The organism is Candidatus Culexmicrobium sp. (assembly GCF_058356305.1).
This window is the reverse complement of record NZ_JBTVBB010000028.1, coordinates 1-5,844: the sequence shown is the minus strand read 5'-3', so window position 1 is coordinate 5,844 and position 5,844 is coordinate 1. Positions and strand designations below refer to the sequence as shown.

Annotated in this window: 3 protein-coding genes; all 3 read left to right on the top strand. The window is 32.1% G+C overall.

Annotated features, from left to right (window positions below):
- The first annotated feature begins 730 nt into the window (after positions 1–730).
- Entirely contained in the window at positions 731–5,002 is a 4,272-nt protein-coding gene (locus ACW8TM_RS08020; protein ID WP_491532772.1) for a type I restriction endonuclease subunit R, read from the top strand.
- On the top strand, positions 4,999–5,337 hold the full coding sequence (locus tag ACW8TM_RS08015; RefSeq protein WP_491532771.1) for a M48 metallopeptidase family protein: 339 nt from the start codon (positions 4,999–5,001) through the stop codon (positions 5,335–5,337). Before ACW8TM_RS08020 ends, ACW8TM_RS08015 begins: the two co-directional genes overlap by 4 nt.
- 315 nt (positions 5,338–5,652) lie before the next feature.
- The coding region (locus ACW8TM_RS08010) for a hypothetical protein (protein WP_491532770.1) at positions 5,653–5,844 on the top strand (192 nt) is incomplete at its 3' end.

Genomic DNA, 5,844 nt, shown 5'->3' with positions numbered 1-5,844 from the left:
AGAAGACCACAAAATCTTCCAAACAATAAATCTCTCTGACAAGATTTACCCCCATATTTCTCTAAATATAATTTAATACTTGTAACTGTTTTAATAAAATCCTCTAATTTTATACTTATTAAAAACTAATATAAACACTATTATCACAATTATTGAAGCCCACAAAGTATGTGTTTTTATCCCTATGCGGTCCAAACCAGTATTTTCTCAAACCATTCATTCTGAAAGTGATAAAAACTATAGATCAAATGTGAGGATGATCGACATCAGGTAAAATACTTTCAATCACAAGAAAAAATACTTGAAGCCCATCAAGCTCCACAAAACCAAACCTATGTAAATAAAAATACCATAAAAGGCAAACAAAATGAGTTACCCCCTCCACATTCTATCCATCACCATTCCTAGCATATATGCTAGTTACCATTTGGCGAAACAGGCAATAATAACATTTCACTTGTAGGTTATCATCAGATATTCACATCCACCTCCAAAAGCCACTCTCTTAAGATATGTTTTATCTGCCTTCCTCTTACAATATTAAATCAACCTATAAATAGCACTCTTATACTCTTACAAAGAATTTCGGCCACATCGTCAACATGGAGTATGATGACCATAATACAAGCCCTTCCTAAGTAAAATTTTCCCTACTAAGCATTTGTGGGAAATGATATTTGAGAAAATTTTATGCTTATTTTAATATTTTATATAAATGCGAGGTTAATCTATGAATACTTTTAAAGAAATGGAAAAACATTTCATGTTAAAATTACGGGATATGTTAATTGAAAATTTCAGTAAATTCATAGCTGAATTTGAAAGGAAGCCATCAACTCTAGAGCCAAATCTAGTAATTGCTAAATATAATGAGATTAACACTCTTCTATTATCAATGAAAAATGATTTAGTCAATTTATTAGATGATTTTAGGAAAAAGTTGGATGATAAATTTATGAGTATTCTTAGCGAAAGTTTAAAGAAAACTCCATTAAGAGATGTTATAGCCATTTTTAGAAACAAACAATTAGACCGATCCTTCCTATATCCGACACTACTATATAGAGAAGCTCTTCTAAATGAGCTTAAAGAATTGAACCTCGACGATTTACTTGTGATTGCCAAGAACTTGATTTATCAATCAGACAATAGGCATGTAGAACTTTGGGTTGCATCTATAAGGGAAATAATTAACCGCTTAAAAGACATTCCTGCCGAAGATCTTTTTAATGAAAGAGACGGCCTCTTTTACAAAGTTTTTAAAATAATAAAGTTTCCATCACCCTTTGATTTAGCTTTCAGCCTTAAAGAATCAAGAGAATTGAAGGATGAATTATTAAGTGTAATCTCAGAAATAATTCAAAATTCAGATCTAAGCGACATTTACGACCTAGCCCATATGCTAAATTACAAGGATTTCTATTACTTTTTAGGTGAAAGCCTCATAAAACCAATAGTTAAAGCAATATTAAAAGAGGAAGATATAGGCAAAATAAATATACTACTTCACTCCCTTCCAGAAAAATCTCTTTATAATATCTCAATAGAGCATAAGGAAACAATACTAAGAAAAGTTATTAACGCTGCAGATGTAGAAGAGTTGAGAGAAAAGTTAGAGAGTTTGAATTGGTGGAATGGAAGGAAGTATGGCTTAATGGAAAACATGATTTTGAACAACTTTATTTATGATGCTGTTTTTGAAAAGAAATTTCATGAGTTAAACAAATCTCTTTTAAGGGATTTAACCGAGGCTGAAAGGAGAGAAGTTTTAGACCATGTTAAAAATATTCTTAGAAATGTATCTGAGGTTGTACTTCTAGATTATTTGAAATATGGTGTAGAGTATACTGTGAAGAAGAGTGAGAAACGGACTTTTCGGCTAATAGACTTTGACAACATCGAGAATAACAGTTTTATTTACGCTAGGGAGATAAAATATCCTGGTTCACCTAGAAATGTCAAGCCAGATTTTACACTTTTTATTAATGGAATACCCTTAGCGATTATTGAGGTTAAGCCTTCAACTAGAATAGACTCTGAAGAGGAGGCTATTGATCAAATAAGAAGATATGAGCAGGAGTCTCCCGAGCTTTTTAGGTTTGTTCAATTTGCCATAGCCTATGGCCACAAGAAACTTTTTCTTCCAACTTTTCCAAATTGGAGTAAGGAAAGACTATTAACTCCCGCTCAAATATGGAAGATTGAGAAGAAAGAAGGTGAACTTTTATTAAAAATTGAATCCATCGACCATTTATTACAGCCAACTGTTCTTCTAAATGTCATCAAGTGGTTTACTTTCTTTAGAGAGAAGGAAGGGAGAATAGACAAAATTATTGGAAGATATAATCAATACTTGGCCACTGAAAAGGCTTTGCAGAGGATATTCAGATACTTGAATAATCAAGATGAAAGGCAGAAGGGTCTTATATGGCATTGGCAGGGAAGTGGTAAAACTTACACTATGTTCTTTATTGCGAATAGATTTTTTGAGGAATATTTTGATAGAAGTCCACTTATTTTCTTTATAGTTGATCGAAGAGATCTTCAAAGGCAACTTAAAAATTTTATAGATGAGTTGAAAGCATCTAAGTTTAAGAGTTATGTACGGGTTATTGAGAGTATAGAAGAATTAAAGGAAGAGATTTGTAGGATAAAAAGAAGTGAATATAGACATGGCATTATAGCTAAGGGAATCTATGTAGTGTTAATTCAGAAATTTAAAAGAGAGGAGTTTGAAAGTTTACTCTTAAGTCTCGGTGAAGAGCAATTAGAATATTTAAAACAAGTGGATAGAGAAAAGTATGAAAGGATAAGAAGAAAGCTTCAGAGATTACCATTAGAGGAGAGAAAGAGGAGATTAATGGAGCTTGGAGGTATTCAAAAGAGAGAGATTCTTCTCTTAATAGATGAGGCTCATAGAAGTCAGTATGGACTTTTAGCATCAATGATGAAGAATGTATTTGTAAATGCTATGCGATTTGCTTTTACTGGAACACCTGTCTTTAAATTTGAAAGAAATACGTTTCTTGAATTTGCTTATCCTCCAAGAGAGTATTACTTAGACGTCTACTTCATAAGGGATTCAATTTCCGATAATTTTACTCTGCCCATAGTTTATGATGTAATCCAAGAGGGGAAGCCAACTGCTGAGGGAATCAAAATTCTTCTAAAAGATGAGGATATAAAGAAGTATATTGAGGATTGGATTAAATCTTCAAGTCAAGGAAGTGCTGCAGATGATATCGAAGCATTTCTAGAGAGCGGAGAGTTTGTAGAACCTCCTCCAAGTGAAAGAATAATTGTAACTAGAAGTGAGATAAGGCGGCATCTTAATAAAGTGAGGGTTTTCTTAACGAATGAGAGGAGACTTGAAAGGCTGGCTAAGCATATTGCGGAGAGAATTGAAGCTGATACTGAGAACTTTAGGTTTAAGGCCATGGTTGTAACTGCAAATAGGGAAGCATGTGTTCATATGAAACGGTTTCTAGATCGTGAACTTAAAAAGCGGTATGCTCAACGCTATGGAGAAGAGAATGTTGAGAAATGGACTGAAATCGTGATGACTTATCAGCATAATGATAGAGGAGTAATTCTAGATTATAAGGAGGAATTGATTAAGAGGAGAGGGAAAAGTGATATAAATGAAATAAACTTGGATATTCAAAGAGAGTTTAAAGAGGAGGAGAATCCGAAAATCCTTATAGTTACAGATATGCTAATAACAGGCTTTGATGCCCCAATCCTTAAGGTAATGTATTTGGATAAGCCATTATATGAGCATAGGCTTCTTCAAGCTATAGCAAGAGTAAATCGTCCATATAAGGATGAAGTATCTGAAAAGAAGTATGGACTTATAGTTGACTCGGTAGGCCTCTTAAGATATGTGAGAGAAAGTCTGAAGAAGTTTCAGTTGATTGCAGATATGAGAATAGCTAGAGACGTGGAAGAAAATGTTTTTGGCAGAATCGAAAGAGAGGTTAAGGAGTTTAAGCTGAATTTGAAGAACTTGAAAGGATTTTTGAAGAGTTTGAAGGTTGGGGAGAGAGATTTAAGCATAGATGTAGATGGGATTAAAGAGGAAATAAAAACTAATAAGAGGAAGGCCTTAGAAACACTTAAAGAAGTAGTTGATCCAAAAACTAGAATAATAGCTACATTCTGGACTACACCTGAAATTCAAATTCTACTTCGTAGACTTAAAGAAGTTATCGATTTGTTTAAAGCTTTGGGCTCACACAAAGAGAAAATCCATTACGTCAAAGATGTAGAAATCCTAGCATATATTTATGGAAAAATACTCTTCTATATTAAGGGAAGAAAAGTTCCAAGAGAGTTTTGGGATGGACTAATAGAGTTGATACATGAAAAAACACTTGTAACCGATTTCCGAACAATAATGAAGACAGAAATAAACAATGATGCTTTAAAAAAGGTTCTAAACAAGGTTAAAGAGAAAATTTCAACGGAAAGACTAATTGGAGAGCCAACAATAGCAGATGCATACAGGATCCTTAGAAGCCTATTAGAGGTAGATTTGGCTAATCCAGTATACAAGGCAATATATGACAGAATAGAAAGAGCAAGAGAAGAATGGATAAGAAGAAACATTGACACTGAAGTATTCATAAAAATTTTATCAAAGTCAATAGAGGAAAAAATCAAATATGATGAGAAAGTATCGGTAAAATCTCCAGCAGAGAGAATAATTGAAACAGTAAACATTCTAATAAATAGAAAGTTCCTAAAAGACAGAAAAATATTATTTCAGTTAAAAGAACTAAGCAAGAGTATTCCAGAGGTAATGAAAGCACCAAAAGTCACTGAATCCCATGAAAGAAAGCTTAGAACAGCACTATTAAAAGACCTGTTCAGAGAAATGAAAAAAGTAAAAGAAAACATAAGCAAAATTCTACCAGAACTAAAAAACTTTGCCGAAACAGTCACCACAGAATATATAGTGAAAGAAATTGAAAAAGCAAGAAAAGGAGGAACAGTCAAATGAATACTAAACAATTAAAAGAAATTCTAGATAAACTCAAAAAAGATCTAGACATACATGACAAAATAAGATTAACACTAAAACCAATGAAAACAAAAGCTGCCTCAATATCACTAAAGAAAAACACAATAAGAATAAACAAAAACCTAATCCCAAAACTAGACTTAGCCTCCATCGAATACCTAATGCTACACGAACTAATACACTACAAACTCAAAAGCACATATCACGACAATAAATTTTACGAGCTATTAGAAAAAAGAATAGACCTAGAAAAAGCCAAACAAATAGAAAGAAAAATCCTAATAAATCTCTTGAAACAAAACCAAATATTATAAATTGATGACTGCTTAGGAGATTCGAAATTTTCTAATTTTTATTATAATTAAACTTTTAAATCAGTTTTCTATAATAAATTAATGGATAAGGAGGTTTATTTCCTTGTCTCTTTATATCATATCATTTCTATATCATAGATATGATTTTAAACTGATTAGACTACCTATGCTTAGGGTTGAAAAATTAGAGCATGAATTAAAATTTTTCGAAGAAAGAGAAGTATCTGTAAATTTTTATCAATTTTTGGTGGCTTCGCCCACGTTAACATTAAAATTCATGTAGATTTGGTTAATGTTCTCAAGAGGTGATTTCTTTTGTCAATATATGCTCCTTCAATCTTTAAAAGTAATATTTTCCAACTTAACATTAGTGAAATAAACAATTTGACGGTATCTATTACACCAAGTTATTTATTTGATGTTTCAATTACTCATTTAATAAAGTTTTTAAGGTATAATATGAAGGATCAATTAAAACCATATTTTTATGCAGGTTTCCACAGTAAA